This is a genomic window from Actinomycetospora lutea (genome assembly GCF_028737205.1).
Taxonomy (GTDB): Bacteria; Actinomycetota; Actinomycetes; order Mycobacteriales; family Pseudonocardiaceae; genus Actinomycetospora; species Actinomycetospora lutea.
In genome coordinates this window covers 122,427-139,433 of the sequence record NZ_JAQZAL010000020.1, presented here as the reverse complement: position 1 = coordinate 139,433, position 17,007 = coordinate 122,427, and the positions used below count along the sequence as shown (strand labels likewise).

Sequence of the window (17,007 nt, the reverse complement as noted above, 5' to 3'; positions counted from 1 at the left end):
TGGACGCTCGGTGCTGGACCACGATCACCGTCGGCGCCGGAGCGAAAGGCCCGCGGACCTACCAGTGGGCCCGCGCCCGGGTCCGGCCCCTGCCCGCCGAGCGCGGCGAGCCCGAGCACTGGCTGCTCACCCGGCGCAGCCTGACCGACCCCACCGACCTGGCCTACTACCTCGCCGCCGCGCCGGCGAAGACCCCGCTGCGCGAGCTCGCCCGAATCGCGGGGGTTCGGTGGGCGATCGAGGAGACCTTCCAGACCGCGAAGAACGAGGTCGGGCTCGATCATTACCAGGTCCGGCGCTACCCGGGCTGGTATCGGCACATCACCTTGGCGATGCTCGCGCACGCCTTCCTGACCATTACCCGAGCCGGCACCCGGTCTCGGGAAAAAGGGGGCCCTGGACCCTCCCAGCCTCGATCGGCGAGCTGATCCCGCTGTCGCTGGCCGAGATCAGGCGCCTGCTCAACGCCCTGATCTGGGCCCCCGTTCACGCCGTCGAGACCGTCCTGAACTGGTCATACTGGCGCCGACGCCACCAAGCCCGCGCCCGCCACTGCCACCACGCAACCCGCACCAGCCACCTCAAAATCCGGCTGTAGTACTAGGGGCGCCCTACCGGGTAGGGGGACCGGACACGCCGCCACCCCGACCCCGTGACGGGGTCTCCACGACCTACCCTTCTCCTCGGTGCGTACTCCCCGGTCAGCCCTCCCCGGCACCGCTCGCCCGCGAGGCGACCGGTGACGACGCTGGTGCACGCCGACCAGACCTCGCCCCGCGGTGAGGAGCCCGACCGGGCGCCGCGCCTGGGCGCCCGCGCGGTCGTGGTGTGGGCGATGCTCACGATCCTGCTCGGGATCGCGGTGCCGCTGGCCCCGGTGACCGCGCAGGACACGACGGTCACCTGGCCCGACCCGGCGGCGGCCGCGGGCACGCCGGTCTCGACGCAGCTCGCGCTCAACCCGCCCCGCCCGCTCGGCTTCTCGGCCACCGTGCCGTGCGCCGCGCTGCGGGCCGGCGGCGACGTCCTGCGCACGCTGCCGGGCGACCCGCGCGGCGGCGGCCTGGTGCTGACCTCCACGGGCGCGGCCGCGAGCCTGACGGTGTCGGGACGGACCGTGGCCGCGGGGCCGATCCCGGCCGGCGACTGCGGGCTCGCGATCACCGTCGACGAGGCGGGCCTGCGCGTGGGCCAGGGCGGGGTCCCGCTGCCGCTCGCGTGCGGCGACTGCACCGACGTCCTGCCGCCGATCATGGCCCAGCTCTCGACGAGCACCGACGGCACGCCGGCCTCCGCGGGCCTCGCGGCGACGGTGCGCACCGACGACCGCTACGCCTCCACCCCCGGCGCGCTGAAGACGACCCTGCTCGTCGCGCACCTCGCCGCCCTCGCGGTGCTGCTCGTGCTCGTCTACCGCCAGGGTCGCTGGCGCGGGGTCCGGGGCGTGGTCTCCCCGCGGACGTGGCCGGCGCGCCTGCGCCGCCACCTGTCGTGGGCGGACGGCCTGGTGGTCGCGATCTCGGCGGGCTGGGTGCTCGTCGCCCCGATGAACTTCGACGACAGCTGGTACCCGCTCATGGCGCGCGACGCCGGCGAGGCGGGGTACGTCGGCAACGCCGTCTACATGTTCAACGTCACCGAGAACCCCTTCGTGGTCTCGCAGTACGCGATGCAGGCCTGGGGGGCCATCGGGGGCTTCGGACTGGTCTGGCAGCGCTGCCTGCCGCTGCTGTACGGCCTGCTGACCTGGGCGCTGCTGCGGGCGTTCTTCGTGCTGATCTCCCGGCGCACCAACGTCCGGCGCGCCTGGGTGCCCTGGGCCCTGCTGCTCGCCCACCTGCTGTGGTGGCTGCCGTTCGGGCTCACGCTGCGCCCCGAGCCGCTGATCGTGCTGCTCTCGGTCGTGGTGATCCTGCTGGTCGAGGTCGCCCGCGACCGCGGCACCCCCGTGCTCTACGTCGGCGCGGTGGTCGCGGGGGCGCTCGCGCTGGCCTGCTCGCCGACGGGTCTGGTGGCGGTGGCCCCGCTGCTGGTGGAGATCCCGCGCGCCTGGCCGCACATGATGGCCGCCCCGCGGCGCCAGCAGCTCGCCCTGGTGCTGGTGCTCGCCGCGGCCTCGTCGATCGCCGTGCCGTTCGCGTTCGCCGACGCGTCGCTGGGCGACGTCCTCGAGGCGTCGGCGGTCCACGCGTACTACTACGACACCGTCCCCTGGTACGACGAGCTCGTCCACTACCAGACCCTGCTCGGGCCGGGCCGCACACCGTGGGGGCAGCGGGCCCCGATCCTGATCACCCTCGCGGTGACGCTGCTGGTGGCGGCGGGCAGCGGGCGCAGCGGGCCGGAGGACGACGCGCTGCGCCGCGTGCTGCTGCACGCCGCGGCGACCACCGCGCTCGCCTTCGTCCTCGTCGCGGCCAGTCCCACGAAGTGGGTGCTGCACTTCCCGGTGATCGCCGCCTCGGGCACCGTGCTCATCGCGCTCGCGCTGCTGCGCGGCCCGATGCCCCGGTACGACCGCTCGCTCGCCACGGTGGGCGGGGTCGCGGTGCTCGTGATCGCGACGTCGGTGAGCTACGCCGGGTGGAACCTGTGGCGGCCCTACACCGACCGCGGCCAGTTCTTCGGCGACCACGCCGACCCCTATCCCACGCCGCTGAGCCAGAACCTGCTCGCGCCGCACCTGGGGCCGGTCTTCCTGCGCAACCCGCTCGTCTGGGTCGGGGTCGCGCTGCTCGCCTCGGCGTGGGCGGCGTGGTCGCTGCGGCGCTGGCCGCAGCGCGACCTGCCGCGCCCGAAGCCCGACCGCGCGCTGCTCGCGGTCGCGTGCGGGAGCGTCGTCGTCGGCCTGATCGCGGTGATGGTCCTCGCGCCGCTGCGTCAGTACCCGGGCTGGACGGTGGCGCTCGGCAACGCCAAGGACGTCGTGCGCGCGGGCTGCGGGCTCGAGGACAACGTCAGCGTCCTGCGCCCGACCCCGACACCGCTCGGCGCGCCCGTCACTCCGGCGGTGACCACCGGGGACTTCGTCGACGACACCGCGGCCCCGGTGCCGCAACCGGTCCCCGGCCTGGGCCGGGTCTGGCACGACACCACCGACGACTCCAGCGGACGCGGCACGGTCGTCACCGGCTGGTACCCGGTGCCCCCCGGCTCGGGCGCCACCGACGTCGTCGTGCCGATGCTCGAGTCCGGGCCGCCCGACGAGCAGGTGTCGGTCGAGTTCGGCGACGGCGCACCGGAGAACCCGCGCGTGCTGGGGCGGACCTCGATCGACTACCTCCCGCAGGCCGACGAGCGGACCTGGCAGCAGCGGCCCGTGTCGCTGCTCGACGCGCCCGGCGACCCGACGTTCGTCCGCGTCGTCGTCGACAGCACCGGGGCGCGCGGGACCGACCGGCTCGCCGTCGCCCAACCCTTCCTCGCGGAGCCGGAGCCGATCGCGCCGCTGCTCGGGGGCGAGCCCGTCCTCGTCGACCAGATGTCGGCGGTGCTCTGGCCCTGCGTCGACCAGGTCGCCTCGCACGACGGCATCGCCCCGCCCTCGACGGTCCGCATCCACGCCGACGAGGACCTGACCTCGGCGTACTACGGGCTCCAGGACAGCAAGTTCCGCGGCGGGGTGTGGCGCTTCGACACCGTCGGCGCCACCTACGTCCGCCTCGCGACCGCGGTCGCGCCGGGCCGCGAGCGTGCGAAGCCGTGGGGCCGGGTCGATCTCGTCGTCCGCGACCTCCCGACCGGCCGCTTCGGGCTCACGACGACCGAGCGCACGAAGTCCGGGTGGGAGCGCGGCCCGACGCTCGCCCGCGAGGAGTACGTGGGCGTGCAGTACCAGGGTGCGGTCGGGTAGCTAGCTCTCCGCGCGGACCTCGGTGCGCACGAGCGCGGCGGCGAGGCGGGCGAGGTCGTCGCCGGCGACCTGCTCGGCGAGCTTCTCCGCGTCCCGGGGCAGACCGAGGGCCTCGGCGGCGGCCAGGGCCTTCTCGTCGAGGTGGGGCCGGTACTCGGGCCAGACGGCCTGCACCTCGCGGACGAAGATGGACGCGCCGACCGGGCCGAGGCGCGGGACCTCGGTGAGGTATCCGCGCAGGGTCTCCAGGTCGCCGTCGGCCTCCTCGCGCATCCTCCGGAGGTCCCCGTCCCAGCGGTCGGCGACGAGCGCGGCGCCCTGCTGCAGCGCGTCGGTGGTCTGGTCCTTGCTGAGGAACCTAGCCCGCTCGAGCGCGTCGTGGACCGCGGAGCGCTGCGCGTCGCGCATCGTCCCGGGGCTGCCGAACCCCGAGTCGACGAGCTCGCGGCAGGCGCGCGTGCCGAGCTGCGCCTGGACGCGGCCGGACAGCAGGACGCTGAGCACGAGCAGGCGGTACAGCGGCGCCGGCTCGTCCTTCATCGTGATGCCGGCCTCGTCGGCGAAGGTCCGGCCGGACTGCTCGAGCAGCTCGTCGATGGTGGTCATCACCCCACGGTTACCCGGCGCACCTGGTCATACCCTCGAGGTGTGCAGAGCCCACGCCTGGTCGCCACCGACGTCGACGGGACGCTCCTCGGCGACGGGCCGGAACCCTCGCCGCGCACGCGCGCGGTGGTCCGGCGGATGGTCGACGCCGGGGTGCCCCTCGTGCTCGCCACCGGCCGCCCGCCGCGCTGGGTGCCGCGGGTGTGCGAGGCGCTCGGCGTGCACCCGCTGACCGTCGCCGCCAACGGCGCGGTGCTCTACGACGCCGCCACCGACCGGGTGCTCGCGGCGGAGACGCTCGCCGTGGACGCCCTCGCCGAGGTGGTCGAGGGGCTGCGCGAGGCGGTGCCGGGCTGCGGGGTCGCGGTCGAGCGGGTCGGCGCCGGGGCCTTCGACCGCCGCGAGGACCAGTTCGTCTCCGAGCCCGAGTACGTGCACGCCTGGCCGGTGCCCGACCACCGTCACGTCGCGCCGGGCGACCTGCTGGGCGAGCCGGTGATCAAGGTGCTGGCGCGCCACCCCAGCCGGACCAGCGCGGACATGGCGCAGGCGGCGGTGCGGGCGGTCGGGCACCTCGTCGACGTCACGTACTCGGCGGGTGGCGGGCTGCTCGAGTGCTCGCCCCGCGGGGTCCACAAGGCGCACGGCCTCGAGCGGGCGGCGGCCCACCACGGGGTGGGCGCCGGCGAGGTCGTCGCGTTCGGTGACATGCCCAACGACCTCGCCATGCTGCGCTGGGCCGGCCACGGGGTCGCGGTCGCCAACGCCCACCCGGATGTGCTCCACGTCGCGGACGAGGTCACCGCGAGCAACCTCGACGACGGTGTCGCGTCCGTGCTGGAGAGATGGTTCTGACCTCCCGACCCGGGGAGATCCGTCGAACCTTTCTCCCGCGTGGCGCGATGGACCACTGCGGGGGTCGTTGTCAAGGCCCGCGTAGCATCCCGTGCCGGAGCCCGATCACGACACACTCGCCGCAGGAGGGACGACCACGTGCTCGATCGTGCCGAGGGACCCGACGTCGTGGTCGGCCCGGCCCGGGGCGAGGTCGCGGTCCTGCGGACCGTCCAGCGCCGCATCGGCACGCCGCCGGTCGTCGGCGCGGCCCGGGCGATGTCGTTCTTCGGTGAGCACGCCGCCGGCTGGATCGCCCTCGGCGCGCTCGGCGCCGCCCTCGACGCTCCGCGCCGGCGCCAGTGGGCCACCGCGGTCGGCGGTGTCGTCGCCGCCCACGGCGCCTCGATCGCCGTCAAGCGCGTGGTGCGCCGCCGCCGTCCGCACGACCCGCGGGTGGCCGTCCACGTCGGCACCCCGAGCCGTCTGAGCTTCCCGTCCTCGCACGCCTCGTCCACCACCGCCGCCGCCCTGCTCTACGCCGGGCTCGTCGGCGGCCCCGGGGTCGGCGGCGCGGGCGTCCTCGTGCCCGGCATGGCGCTCTCGCGCCTCGTGCTGGGCGTCCACTACCCGACCGACGTGCTGGCGGGCTCGGTGCTCGGTGCGGCGTGCGCCCTCGGCGCGCGACGCCTCGTGCGCCGGGGCTCGATCGGCCGCTGGAGGACCGCATGACACCCGTCACGCCGCCCAGCCCCGCCCGCGAGCAGCAGGGCAAGCCGGACACGAACGGCACGGGGAGCACGTCGGAGACGGTCGACACGGCCGCCGCCACCGACACCCCGGAGCCCGCGCCCGTCGCCAAGGACCGGCCCCGCCCGGTCGCGGTGCCGCTCGGCCTGCTCAAGGCCATGCGCCCGCGCCAGTGGGTCAAGAACGTCCTCGTGCTCGCCGCGCCGTTCGCGGCCGGCCGGCTGCTCGACCTCACGGTGCTGCCCGACGTCGCGCTCGCCTTCGTCGCGTTCTCGCTCGCCGCGTCCGGTGTCTACCTGGTCAACGACACCAAGGACGTCGAGGCGGACCGCGCGCACCCGAAGAAGCGCCACCGCCCGATCGCGGCCGGCATCGTGCCGCCGACGCTCGCGGTGGTCACCGCCATCGTGCTGTTCGCGGGGGCGATCGCGGTCAGCCTCGTCGCCGACCCGGACCTCGCGCTGGTCACCGGCATCTACATCGTGGTGCAGCTGGCCTACTGCCTGTGGCTCAAGCACGAGCCCGTGATCGACATCTGCATCGTCTCGTCGGGCTTCCTCATGCGCGCGATCGCCGGTGGCGCCGCGGCCGGGCTGTACCTCTCGCCCTGGTTCCTGCTGACGATGGCGTTCGGCTCGCTGTTCATGGCCTCGGGCAAGCGCTACGCCGAGATGCGGCTCTCCGAGCGCACCGGCGCCAAGATCCGCAAGTCGCTGGAGCGCTACTCGGCGTCCTACCTGCGCTTCGTCTGGTCGCTCTCGGCCACCATCGTGATCATGGCCTACGGGCTGTGGGCGTTCGGCATAGGCGTCACCGCGGTGCCCGGCCGGCTGCCCTCGGCGCCGTCCACCTGGGCGATCGTCTCGGTCGTCCCCTTCGTCGTCGCGGTCCTGCGCTACGCGGTCGACGTCGACGGCGGCAACGGCGGGGAGCCCGAGGAGATCGTGCTCGGCGACCGCGTGCTGCAGGTGCTCGGCCTGGTGTGGGTCGTGCTGATGGGCCTCGCGGTCTACACGGCCGTGGCCGGCTGATGACCCGGCGGGCGCGCGAGCTCCTCTCCGGACTCGTGCGCTACGGCCTGGTCGGGCTCGCCAACGCGGCCACCTACTACGGCACCTACCTGCTGGCGCACCCGCACGCCGGCTACCTCGTCGCGCACGTGGTCGGGCTGGGCGCGGCGATGGTCGTGTCGTTCTTCCTGAACTGCCGCTTCACGTTCCGCGTGCGCCCGACGTGGACGCGGTTCCTGCTCTACCCCGCCTCGCAGGCGGTCAACATCCTGGCCACGACGGTCGGCGTCGTGGGCCTGGTGCACCTCGGCGTCGACGAGCGCCTCGCCCCGCTGCTGGCCGCGGCGCTGGCGCTGCCGGTGAGCTTCCTGGCCGCGCGGTTCGTGATCACCCGCGCGCTGATCGCCCCGAACGCGCCGGTCGTGTCCTGGGACACCCCGACCGGGCCGATCCCGCTCGGCGGACGCTGACCTCAGCGGCGCTCGACGGTCAGCGTCGTCCACGCGCCGACGTGGATCCGGTCGCCGGAGCGCAGCGCCACCGGGGTGTCCGGGGTCAGGGGGTCCTCGGCGTAGTTCAGGGTCGTGCCGTTGGTCGAGCCCGCGTCGATGACCACCCACCGGTCGCGCGGCAGCGCCATCAGCACGGCGTGCAGCTTCGAGACGCCCGGGTCGCGCCCGCCGAGGTCGATCTCCGGGGCGTCGGCGGCACCACCGCCGCGACCGATCCGCGTCTCCTCCGCGGTGAGCGTCAGCTCGCGCGGGACGACGTCGGCGGGGAACTCACCGGGGGCCGTGGCGTCGTCCGTGCCCTGCCGGGCGCGGACGAGGTCGTGGTAGTCGGGGTCGGCCCACACGGTCACGACCCACGTGCCGGCCGGGGCACCGGCCGGGGGCTCGTCGGTCACCGGTCGACCACCCCCTCCCCGTCGAGCGGGATGGGACCGGTGCGCTCGTCGGGGCCGCGCGCGTCGACGGTCACCGAGGGGCGGCCGACGGCGCCCGCGGGCGGGGCGACGGGGATCAGCGCGAGCGTCGCGTTGTCGTGGCCGCCGTCGTCCAGCGCGGCGGCGAGCAGCGCGGCGGCCGCCGCGAGCGCCGGGTGGTCCGGCACCCCCTCCTCCGCGACGTTCTCCGCGGCCGCGGTCCCGCCCAGCGCGGGCCGGGCGAGGCGGGCGAGGACCTCGGGGTCGGGCAGGTGGTTCCAGAGCCCGTCGCTGCACAGCAGCAGCAGGCCGGGCACCCCGATGCGCACCCGGCGGGCGTGCGCGGGGCCGCTCGGGGCGTCGCGGCCGAGCCAGCGGGTCAGGACGTGGGCCCGGCGGTCGCGGGCCGCCTCCTCGCGGGACATGATCCCGGCTCCCGCGATCTCCTCGGCCCACGAGTCGTCGGTGGACAGCAGCCGCGACGACCCGTCGCCGGCGAGCCAGTAGGCCCGGCTGTCACCGATCCACGAGACGACGGCCTCGCCGCCGCGCACGACGGCCGCGACGTAGGTGCAGGCGGGGTTGTCGCCCCCGCCGAGCCCGAGGTCGGCGGCCGCGGTCGCCGCGGCGGCCGAGGCCGCGGTGGCCAGGGCGTCGAGCTCGCCGGAGACCCCGGTGCCGGCGCGGCCGCCGGTGCTCGGGGCCTCGGCGGTGGCGTCGTCGTGCGGCTCGCCGGACCCGGTGGACATCGGCCCCGTGTCGCGGTGCGAGATCGCCGGGAAGCCGGTCGGCGGCGTGGCGGGCGCGGCGGCGGTCTCCAGCGCGGCCCCGACGGCGGCACCGACGGCGACCAGCGAGGCCTCGTCGCCCCGGCGCGCGGACGCCACGCCGTCGCAGACCACGGCCACCCACGTCTCGACCCGGTCCTCGCCGCTGCCCTCCACGCGGCGCCCGAGCTCGACGGCGTCCTCGTTGCGGCGCCGGCGCAGGCCCCGGTCGGTGATCGCGGCCGCGTCACCGAGGACCAGCTCGACGTGGTCGCGCAGCGCCGGGCGCGGCGTCCCGCAGCGGGGGCACGTGCCGTCGGAGGCCGCGGGCGACTCGTCGCCGCACTGCGGGCACGGCGGCGGGGTGCCGTCGGCGAGCTCGGCGCGCAGATCGGTGCGCTCGACCAGCGGCCCGCCGCCGGTCCCGGCCATCTCCATCACGGGATCGGTGCTCCTCGGGCGTCACGGGGGTCGCGGGCGGCGCCGACCGGACGGCCCCCGCCGCGTCGGGTGGGCTCATTGTCCGGGTGCGCGGCCACGGCGGCGCCGACCCCCACGCCGGAGTCGCCCGGTCGGGCGGTGTAGCCGTCGGGGTGGCCGTCGGCCGTGCCCTCGGCGTCTGTCGTGTAGCGCGCCCGCACCCGCCGCGCCTCCGCGGCGAACGCCTCCACGCTGCGGTGCCGGCGGGCGGGGTCGGGATCGGTGGCCCGGGCGAGCAGCGCCACGAGGTCCGGGTCGTCGCGCAGGACGGGGACGCCGGCCGGGTCGGGCAGGCGCAGGGCGTGGTTGCGCAGGTGGTCGAAGTCGGCGAGGAGCACGGCGAGCGTGCGCCCGAGCGCGAAGACCTCGGAGGCGACCGACGGGCCGGCCCCGCCGGGGTGGATCTCGGGGGCGACGAAGCCGGTGGTGGCCCAGACGTCGCTGTGGCGGTCCTCGACACGCCGCACGCTGCCCAGGTCGAGCACCGTGATCCCGCGGGGCCCGCGCAGCAGGTTGCTCGGGTTGAGGTCGGCGTGCAGCAGGCCGTGGCGGTGCAGCGCGGCGAGCGCGGGCACGGCGCCGAGGACGGCGTCCAGCGCGTCGGCGGGCGGGATCGGCCGCGAGGCGGAGAGCACCTCGCCGGGCACGTGGTCGAGCACGAGCAGCCGCACGGCACCGTCGCGCCCCTCGGCGCGCACGACGTCGCGGGCGCGCACGAGGCCGGGCACGTCGAGGGCGAGCAGGACCTCGGTCTCCTCCACGGCCAGCGCGCCGGCGGCCGGCCCGTCGGGACCCTCGAGGCGCCCCAGCACGACCAGGGCGCCGTCACCGGCGCGCGTCGCGGTGTACGACCAGCCCCGCGCCCCGCGGACCAGCGGGGCGTGCACCCGGTAGCGGTCGGCGCGCCCGGCGAGCTCGGCGCCCACCGCCAGGTCCGGGCGCACGTCGTACGGCGCGCCGCACCACGGGCACGTGCCGCGCTCCGGTCCCGGGCGCCCCGAGCGGCCCCGACCCACGGGCCCGTCGCAGCGCGCGCAGAACCGCGCCTGCTCGGGGACCGGGGGACCGCTGGTCCCCGGGCCGGGTCGATCCACGTCGTCCCCCCGCGTCCGGTGTGGTGCTCTACCGCTCCGTCGTCGAGCCATCGTGTCATCGCGGCACGGGCCGCCGCTCTCCGCCGTCGGGCGTCGATCATCAGCGTCCGGAGGGCACTCCCCCGTCCGGGTGGTAGGAGACACCCGCTCAGCTCAGGCGCAGGTCGATCACGGTTTCTGCGGGCGCCCCCGAGGAGGGTGGCCGGGCCGATCGGGTCGTGGCCTGCCATGCTGTCGCGGCACCGAAGCCGATCGGGGGGTTGGGTGCCGCGCCTCGAGCAGGCTCGGCGCGCGGCCGTCCGTGCGAGAGTCCGGAGGTCGTGCCGTGAGCGCAGCCGACGATGCCGACCGTCCCGTCGGGTCCCCCCTGGGTTCCACCACCGCGTCCAGCGTGGGGTCCGACGAGTTGACCGGGGACCGGTCCGCTCAGCACCGCCGTTCCGAGGGCGAGGACGTCGGCGACCTCGGCACCCGCGGCGACCGGGGCAGCATGCCCGCCCCGGGCGCCGGGACGCCCGCCGCCACGCCGAGCGACCTCGGATCCGACACGACCGCGCCCGTCGCGGCGAGCGGCCCGTCGGGCACGGCGTCCACCACGGACGCGGGCTCCGTCGCCGACGCGGCCGCGGAGGCCGAGCGCGCGCTGGCGCAGGCCGCCCGCGACGCCGAGCAGGCCGTGCGCGAGGCGCACACCGACGGCACCGAGGCCGTGGAGAAGGGCTTCGCCGACGCCCAGCGCGCCACCGAGCGCGCCTACGAGGAGGCCGCGGCGAAGAACGACCGCCTCTCCTGAGTCCGGCTGTGCCCCGGACCAGGTCGTGCCGTCGTCCGGTGGCACGGCGGGCGTCCGGCGGCCGATCCCGTCCTGCGCCGTCCGCGGTGCTCGGCCCGTCCGCACGAGGCAGGTGAGACATGGCGGTCCAGATCCGCGTCACCGCGGACGGCGTCGTCGTGCGCTTCACCGGCACCGACCGGGTCTGGGCATGCCGCCGCGGGGTCTACCTGCCGCTGAGCCGCGTGCTCCTGGCCCGTCCCATGGCCCGGCGTGACGCGGTGACGGCGAGCCCCCGCGTCCACCTCCCCGGCGTGAGCGTGCCGCGCGTGCTGCGCGCGGGCTCGTACGGCGTGGGGGAGCGCCGCCAGCTGTGGATGGTGCGGGGGGCGGAGCGCCTGCTCGCGATCTACCTGCGCGGCGACCCGTACCACCGGATCGTCGTCGAGGTCGCCGACCCCGAGGCGACGAGCCAGACGATCAACGAGGCCCTGCCCCCGCGCCGCCTGCCCGCCTGAGCGCCCCGCCTACAGCGTGTCGGCCACCAGCGGCGCGAGCAGCAGGTCGGGGTTGTTCTGGGCGACGGCCTGGAGGCGCCACTTGTGCGGGAACAGCGCGAGCATCTGGCCGTCGAGGCGGCGCGTGAGCACCTCGATGCCCACGGCCCCCTTGAGCGCCTCGGCGCCGGCCGCGTCGGTGGCGCGGGCGAGCTGGTAGTCGAGCCGGTCGAGCTTGACCGGCGCGCCGAACTCGTCGGCGAGACGGGCCGAGACCACCTCGAACTGCAGCGGCCCGACCGCGGCCAGCACCGGCGCCTGGTCACCGCGCAGGTCCGACGACAGCACCTGGATGACGCCCTCGGAGTCGAGCTGCTCGATGCCCTTGCGGAACTGCTTGGTCTTCGACATGTCCGCCACCCGGCACACCGCGAAGTGCTCCGGGGCGAAGCTCGGGATGGTCGGGAAGGTGACCGGCTCGTCGGCCCACAGCGTGTCGCCGGGCCGCAGCGCGGTCGCGTTGACGAGCCCGACGATGTCGCCGGGGAAGGCCTCCTCGATCGTCGAGCGGTCGCGCCCGAACATCGCCTGGGCGTACTTGGTGGCGAACGGGCGCCCGGTGGCGTCGTGGGTGAGCACCATGCCGCGCTCGAAGCGCCCCGAGCAGATGCGCACGAACGCGACGCGGTCGCGATGCGACCTGTCCATCGAGGCCTGCACCTTGAACACCAGCCCCGAGAACGGGGCCTCGATCGGGCGGGGCTCGCCCTTCTGGTCGGGGCGCGGCCCGGGCGGCGGGGCGAGCTCGACCAGCGCGTCGAGCAGGCGGGCCACGCCGATGTTCGACAGCGCCGACCCGAACATCACCGGGGTCGCGGTGCCGGCCTGGAACGCGGCCAGGGCTTCCGGGCTGTCGAAGCCCGCGCCGATCTCGTCGAGCAGCGCGAGCTCCTCGGTCGCCCGCTCCCAGTCCGGGCCCTCCTCGGCGGCGGCGCGGTCGGCGTCGAGCACCTCGGACGTGGCCTTCGAGGCGCCGTGCGCGGCGCGGGTGAAGCGGTGCATCGTGCCGTCGGCGCGCTCGACCAGGCCGCGCAGGTCACCGGCGATCCCGACCGGCCAGGTGATCGGCATCGGGCGCAGGCCGATCGTCTGCTCGACCTCGTCGACCAGCTCGAGCGGCTCGCGGCCCGGCCGGTCCCACTTGTTGACGAACGTCAGCACCGGGACGCCCCGGTCGCGGCAGACGTCGAAGAGCTTGAGGGTCTGCGGCTCGAGGCCCTTGGCGGCGTCGAGCAGCATCACCGCGGCGTCGACGGCGGCGAGCACGCGGTAGGTGTCCTCGGAGAAGTCGCCGTGACCGGGGGTGTCGAGCAGGTTGATGACCTGGTCGCGGTAGGCGAACTGGAGCACCGCGGAGGTCACCGAGATGCCCCGCTCGCGCTCCATGTCCATCCAGTCGGACGTGACGCCCTTGCGCCCGCCCTTGCCGTGCACCGCGCCCGCCGCCGAGATGACCTCGGCGTGCAGGGCCAGCGCCTCGGTGAGCGTGGACTTGCCCGCGTCGGGGTGGCTGATGACCGCGAAGGTGCGCCGGCGGCGTGCCTGGGTCCCGGGGTCCTCGGCCGTTGCCTCGCCGGTGGACGGGGCCGACACCGCGGTCATCGCTGTTCCTCCCTCGCGGGCCGCCCACGGTGGACGGCCCGTACCGAGGGTACGGCGGCGGTCAGGACGAGGGGCGCAGCGCCCGGAGCGGCTCGGCGAGCTCCTTGGCGAAGTGGTCGAAGAACCCGTCGACGTCGGTGCCGGCGTTGATGAGCGCGAGGTGGTCGTAGCCGCCGTCGACGAACTGCTGGGCCACCGACAGCTGCTTGTCGGTGTCCGGCCCGCAGGCGAAGGCCTCGCGCATGTGGTCGGCGGTGATGGTGGCCGTCGCCGCGTCGAAGTTGACGGGGTTGGGCAGCTCGGCCTGGACCTTCCACCCGGTGAGCCCGAACCGGAACAGCCGGCGGGCCTCCTCGGCGGCCTCGTCCTCGGTGGCGCCGAAGGCCAGCGGGACCTCGGTGTACCGCGGCCCGGTGCCGCCGGCGTCGGTGAAGGGCTGCACGAGGTCGGAGCGGGGCTCGGTGGTGAAGATGCCGTCGCCGAGCTCGGCGGCGAGCGTCGAGGCCTGCGGCCCCCCGGTGGCGACGATGATCTTCGGCAGGGTCTCGGGCAGGTCGAACACCTGCGCGTCCTCGAGCGTGAGGTGCTTGCCCTCGTAGCTCTGGTACCCGCCCTGCCACAGCAGCCGGATGATCTCCAGCGACTCGCGGAACATCTGGTGCCGCACGCTGACGCTCGGCCAGCCGCGCCCCACCACGTGCTCGCTGAGGCGCTCCCCGGAGCCGACGCCGAGCGTGAAGCGGCCGTCGGCGAGCAGCTGGGTGGTCGCGGCGGCCTGGGCGATGATCGCCGGGTGGTAGCGGATGAACGGGCAGGTCACGCCGGTGGCCAGCTCGATGCGCTCGGTCCTCGCCGCCATCGCGGCGAGCATCGACCACGCGAACCCCGAGTGCTGCTGCTCGGAGACCCACGGGTGGTAGTGGTCGGAGATCTCGACGAAGTCGAAGCCCGCCTCCTCGGCGCGCACGCACTGGCGCACCATCTCGGTGGGCGAGTAGGCCTCGGCGATCAGCTTGTAACCGATCTTCACAGCGGATACCTCCGGGTCGCGGCGACGGTCCGGCGGGTGTTCCCGATCGTCGACGGATCCCACGCGGGAGCGGCGTAACGCACCCGCCGCGGGCGACGACAGTCCGGGTGGCCCCGCGGGGCGGCGGACCCCCGACCCGCCGTCCCGCGGGCCTTCACCGTCGTGGCGACGCTCAGTTGGCCCCGGCGCCGTCGAGCGGCTTGTCGGGCTCGATGCGCGGCATGTTGCCGCCACCACCGCCCCCGCCCGAGTCGGGCTCCACCCAGATCGTCACGGCCTCACCGGCCGGCACGCGCGTGCCCGGCTCGGGCTGCTGCGCGGTCACCGTGCCCTCGACCGTGGGCGGCGTGTCCGGGTCCGGGTCGACGGCCACCACCCGCGCGGTCATCGCGACCTCGTGGGCCTGCGCCGCAGGCAGCCCCACCAGCGCGGGCACGAGCACCAGCTCGGGTGTCCTCATGTAGGGACGGTAGCCAGCTCACGGTGGCCGGTGCCACCACAGGCGCACCCGGGTGCCCTCGGTCTCGTGCTGCAGGTCGTGGCCGTCGGTGAGCCCGGAGAGCAGCAGCAGACCGCGTCCGCGGTGCCCCGGGTCGGCGGGGGGCGGACGCCAGCCGCCGCGGTCGGAGATCTCGATCTGCAGCCACGGCTGCCCGGGCGCGCCCGTGACGGCGAGCCGGGCGGTCACCCGGACGGGGCCGGCGCCCTCGGGGTAGGCGTGGTCGACGACGTTGGTCAGCGCCTCGTAGAAGGCTGTCGCGACGTCCTCGAGGCGCTCGGTCAGCGCCGTCCCGTGCGCCGCCGTGTCCTCAGCGTGCTCCCGCGTGGTGGCCCCGGCGCCCTCCGCCATGGCGCGCACCCAGTCCACGAGGCCGGTCCGCAGCGCCCGCAGGTCCGCGGCGCGCACCACGTCGTGCGCGACCTCGTGCACCACGCTGCGCGCCTCGGTGCCCGCCCTGCCGGTCATGTCCCGAGGGTCGACGCGCGCCGCCCGGTCTAACCACGGCCGTGAGGGGGATCCGCCGCCCACGCGGCGTGAGCGGGGCGTGAGATCGCGTCCTCCGGAGCCGCCCGCGGCTCGGTCGGGCGGGCGGGCATGATGGGCCGCCCGGCGCAACCGGGCGCCCCGGGGACGGCAGGAGTGGCACATGGCGCAACCGCACGCCCGGTCCGGCGCGGCCGTACCCGGCCGCCTCCGCCGGCGGGCGCGGGGCGCGCTGGTGGTGGCCGTCGCTGCGCTGGCCCTCGCCGGCTGCGCGCGCGGCCCCGAGCCGGGGGTGCCGCCGATCCCGATGTCGTCGACGACCCCGTCGGCCGCCGCGACGCCGCCGCCCCCGGGCCCGGACGGCGGGGCGCGGTTCGCCCCGTGCCACGGAGGGCTGGAGTGCGCGTCGGTGGCCGTGCCGCTCGACTACGCGAACCCCACCGGGCCGACGATGCCGATCGCCATCGCCCGGCGCCCGGCGACGAACCCGGCCGCCAGGGTCGGCGTGCTGCTCCTCAACCCCGGTGGACCCGGTGGGTCGGGGATCGAGACCGTCCAGGCCGGCGTGCTGCCCCCCGAGATCACCGACCGCTTCGACGTCATCGGCTTCGACCCGCGCGGCGTCGGCGACAGCACCGGTCTGCAGTGCCCGCTCGGGCCCGACACCCCCTACTTCGGCGACCCCGACCCGGGCGACCCGGCCGACGAGGCGGCCACGAACGACGCCGTCGACCGGTACGACGCGGCGTGCGGCCAGCGCTACCGCGACCTGCTGCCCCACCTCGGCACCCGCAACGTCGCCCGAGACATGGACCGCATCCGCGAGGCGCTGGGCGAGGACCGCATCAACTACCTCGGGTTCTCCTACGGGACGTCGATCGGCCAGACCTACGCCCAGCTCTTCCCGGACCGCCTGCGCGCGATCGTGCTCGACGGCGTGGTCGACGTGAGCAAGCCGGGCCTGGACTCCGCGCAGGCCGAGAGCTTCGAGAACTCGTTGCGGCAGTTCGACGCCGCCTGCCGCGCCGACGCGAGGTGCCCGGTGCGCGCCGACCCGATCGGGACCCTGGACCGGGTGCGCGCCCGGGTCACCGCGGCCCCGCTCCCGGTCGCGGGCACCACCCCGCTCTCGGCCGGGCTGCTCGAGATCGGCGTCGTCTACCCGCTCTACAGCAAGCAGAGCTGGCCGCAGCTCGCCTCGGCCCTCGCCGCGGCGGACCGGGGCGACGGCACGCCGATGCGCGCGCTCGCGACCGCCTACTTCCGGGGCAGCAACTCCGACACCTACAACGCGGTGACCTGCCTGGACAACGCCTGGCCCACCGACGACGCCCAGGTGCTCGCGGCCGCCCGCGCCACCGAGCTGCGCGCCCCGCACTTCTCGGGCAACGTGCTCGTCAGCGGCCTGACCTGCGCCGACTGGCCCGCCCCGCAGCAGCCGCTGACGCCGCTCGAGGGCTACACCGGCCCGCCGATGCTCATCCTGGGCACCACGAACGACCCGGCCACCCCGTACCAGAACAGCGTCGCGCTGGCCGGGCGCCTGCCGGGGTCGGTGCTCCTGAGCTACCGGGGCGACGGCCACACCGTGTACACCAACGGCGTCCCGTGCGTCGACGACGCCGTGAACCGGTACCTGCTCGACACGACCCTCCCGCCGCCGAGCACGACCTGCTGAGCGCGAGGTGCCGTAGGGTCGACGCCGGTGCGCCGGGAAGGCTGGTCGGCAGTCCTTGACGCCT

17 protein-coding genes are annotated in these 17,007 nt (G+C 75.7%); 9 read left to right on the top strand and 8 right to left on the bottom strand.

Going from position 1 to position 17,007, the window contains the following annotated elements; all coding sequences use genetic code 11:
* Together PHK61_RS21550 and PHK61_RS21545 are read left to right on the top strand one after the other, a co-directional pair.
* Positions 1-428: IS701 family transposase (locus PHK61_RS21550; protein ID WP_420791423.1), on the top strand; the 428-nt coding region annotated here is incomplete at its 5' end.
* 311 nt (positions 429-739) lie between these two features.
* Positions 740-3,853, top strand: a complete 3,114-nt coding sequence (locus PHK61_RS21545) for an arabinosyltransferase domain-containing protein (protein WP_274283072.1) — start codon at positions 740-742, stop codon at positions 3,851-3,853.
* Here PHK61_RS21545 and PHK61_RS21540 read toward each other — a convergent pair whose 3' ends face one another.
* On the bottom strand, positions 3,854-4,459 hold the full coding sequence (locus PHK61_RS21540) for an endonuclease (protein ID WP_274283071.1): 606 nt from the start codon (positions 4,457-4,459) through the stop codon (positions 3,854-3,856).
* A gap of 42 nt (positions 4,460-4,501) precedes the next feature.
* On the opposite strand from PHK61_RS21540, the gene PHK61_RS21535 reads away from it, so the two are divergent.
* From PHK61_RS21535 to PHK61_RS21520, 4 genes are all read left to right on the top strand, one after another.
* Entirely contained in the window at positions 4,502-5,314 is an 813-nt protein-coding gene (locus tag PHK61_RS21535) for an HAD family hydrolase (RefSeq protein ID WP_274283070.1), read from the top strand.
* A 138-nt stretch (positions 5,315-5,452) separates the two neighbouring features.
* Positions 5,453-6,025 carry a phosphatase PAP2 family protein gene (locus PHK61_RS21530; protein WP_274283069.1) on the top strand — a complete coding sequence of 191 codons (573 nt, stop codon included), beginning with the start codon at positions 5,453-5,455 and terminating at the stop codon, positions 6,023-6,025.
* Positions 6,022-7,074 carry a decaprenyl-phosphate phosphoribosyltransferase gene (locus tag PHK61_RS21525; RefSeq protein ID WP_274283068.1) on the top strand — a complete coding sequence of 351 codons (1,053 nt, stop codon included), beginning with the start codon at positions 6,022-6,024 and terminating at the stop codon, positions 7,072-7,074. The genes PHK61_RS21530 and PHK61_RS21525 overlap by 4 nt, the downstream gene beginning before the upstream one ends.
* On the top strand, positions 7,074-7,523 hold the full coding sequence (locus PHK61_RS21520; protein ID WP_274283067.1) for a GtrA family protein: 450 nt from the start codon (positions 7,074-7,076) through the stop codon (positions 7,521-7,523). The genes PHK61_RS21525 and PHK61_RS21520 overlap by 1 nt, the downstream gene beginning before the upstream one ends.
* Positions 7,524-7,525: 2 nt before the next feature.
* On the opposite strand, the gene PHK61_RS21515 is transcribed toward PHK61_RS21520, so the two are convergent.
* The 3 genes from PHK61_RS21515 to PHK61_RS21505 are packed head-to-tail and all read right to left on the bottom strand — an operon-like array spanning position 7,526 to position 10,319.
* A complete protein-coding gene (locus tag PHK61_RS21515) occupies positions 7,526-7,960 on the bottom strand; it encodes an FHA domain-containing protein (protein WP_274283066.1) in 435 nt (144 codons plus the stop codon).
* On the bottom strand, positions 7,957-9,183 hold the full coding sequence (locus PHK61_RS21510; RefSeq protein ID WP_274283075.1) for a PP2C family protein-serine/threonine phosphatase: 1,227 nt from the start codon (positions 9,181-9,183) through the stop codon (positions 7,957-7,959). The genes PHK61_RS21515 and PHK61_RS21510 overlap by 4 nt, the downstream gene beginning before the upstream one ends.
* Positions 9,183-10,319 (bottom strand): protein kinase domain-containing protein, encoded by a 1,137-nt coding sequence (locus tag PHK61_RS21505; protein WP_274283065.1) that lies wholly within the window; start codon positions 10,317-10,319, stop codon positions 9,183-9,185. The genes PHK61_RS21510 and PHK61_RS21505 overlap by 1 nt, the downstream gene beginning before the upstream one ends.
* A gap of 325 nt (positions 10,320-10,644) precedes the next feature.
* Between PHK61_RS21505 and PHK61_RS21500 the strand changes: the two genes are divergently transcribed.
* Complete coding sequence (locus PHK61_RS21500; protein WP_274283064.1) at positions 10,645-11,112, top strand: hypothetical protein; 468 nt, start codon at positions 10,645-10,647, stop codon at positions 11,110-11,112.
* 119 nt (positions 11,113-11,231) lie between these two features.
* Positions 11,232-11,609, top strand: a complete 378-nt coding sequence (locus PHK61_RS21495) for a hypothetical protein (RefSeq protein WP_274283063.1) — start codon at positions 11,232-11,234, stop codon at positions 11,607-11,609.
* A 9-nt stretch (positions 11,610-11,618) separates the two neighbouring features.
* On the opposite strand, the gene PHK61_RS21490 is transcribed toward PHK61_RS21495, so the two are convergent.
* The 4 genes from PHK61_RS21490 to PHK61_RS21475 all read right to left on the bottom strand — a co-directional run bounded on the left by PHK61_RS21490 (position 11,619) and on the right by PHK61_RS21475 (position 15,247).
* A complete protein-coding gene (locus PHK61_RS21490; protein ID WP_274283062.1) occupies positions 11,619-13,250 on the bottom strand; it encodes a peptide chain release factor 3 in 1,632 nt (543 codons plus the stop codon).
* Between the two features lie 61 nt (positions 13,251-13,311).
* Positions 13,312-14,280: a TIGR03557 family F420-dependent LLM class oxidoreductase gene (locus PHK61_RS21485; RefSeq protein ID WP_274283061.1), complete on the bottom strand. Its 969-nt coding sequence runs from the start codon at positions 14,278-14,280 to the stop codon at positions 13,312-13,314.
* Between the two features lie 172 nt (positions 14,281-14,452).
* Entirely contained in the window at positions 14,453-14,740 is a 288-nt protein-coding gene (locus PHK61_RS21480) for a PASTA domain-containing protein (protein ID WP_274283060.1), read from the bottom strand.
* Between the two features lie 18 nt (positions 14,741-14,758).
* A complete protein-coding gene (locus PHK61_RS21475) occupies positions 14,759-15,247 on the bottom strand; it encodes an ATP-binding protein (RefSeq protein ID WP_274283059.1) in 489 nt (162 codons plus the stop codon).
* 181 nt (positions 15,248-15,428) lie between these two features.
* On the opposite strand from PHK61_RS21475, the gene PHK61_RS21470 reads away from it, so the two are divergent.
* On the top strand, positions 15,429-16,943 hold the full coding sequence (locus PHK61_RS21470) for an alpha/beta hydrolase (RefSeq protein ID WP_274283058.1): 1,515 nt from the start codon (positions 15,429-15,431) through the stop codon (positions 16,941-16,943).
* The last annotated feature ends 64 nt before the right edge of the window (positions 16,944-17,007 follow it).